This is a genomic window from Vibrio sp. 1978 (assembly GCF_033344345.1).
Genome location: NZ_JAWPOP010000884.1, coordinates 1 through 549 on the forward strand (window position 1 = coordinate 1; position 549 = coordinate 549).

Here is a 549-nt window from a genome sequence, read left to right on the forward strand (position 1 = left end):
CTTTACAACAAATTCGATTTTCTCTTGAAAAATACCCTCACCAACTACACTCTTTTAATATTAAACTCTCTTGTTTAGCTGACGAAGATTTTGTCCGTGAGCTTTTAAGCTTCAATGGTGCTAAGTTTGCTCTTGAGATAAGCGAGCTTGATTGTTATACCGAATCAAAAGAAATACGCGAAAACTTGTCAGTGTTACAAGCGAACAATATCGAGATTTGGCTGGATGACTATCACCGTAACAACAAGCTGGCTAACATGTCACTTGGCAACATACTTTGGGATCGTATCAAGATTGACAAAAGCTTTCTAAAACACGCCGACCAAGAGTCTATACAAGCACTAGAGTACTTCTTAGCCCCTTTCTGCTTACACGGATTGATCTTCGAGGGTGCTGAGTACATCGAACATCATAAGATGTTAAAGACAAGCCACTCATTAACTCAAGGTTACTATTACTTTAGACCGTCCCCAATAAACTCTCTCGATTCAAAACCGCGCGTTGCCGACTCAATCAAACTCTCCTATGCAGGTTAAATAAAGCAAAGCA

Annotated in this window: 1 protein-coding gene; it reads left to right on the forward strand. The window is 39.7% G+C overall.

Translation table 11 applies throughout. From position 1 onward, the window contains the following. Nucleotides 1–536: EAL domain-containing protein (locus tag R8N49_RS29675; RefSeq protein WP_318190769.1), on the forward strand; the 536-nt coding region annotated here is incomplete at its 5' end. Between the last annotated feature and the right edge of the window lie 13 nt (nt 537–549).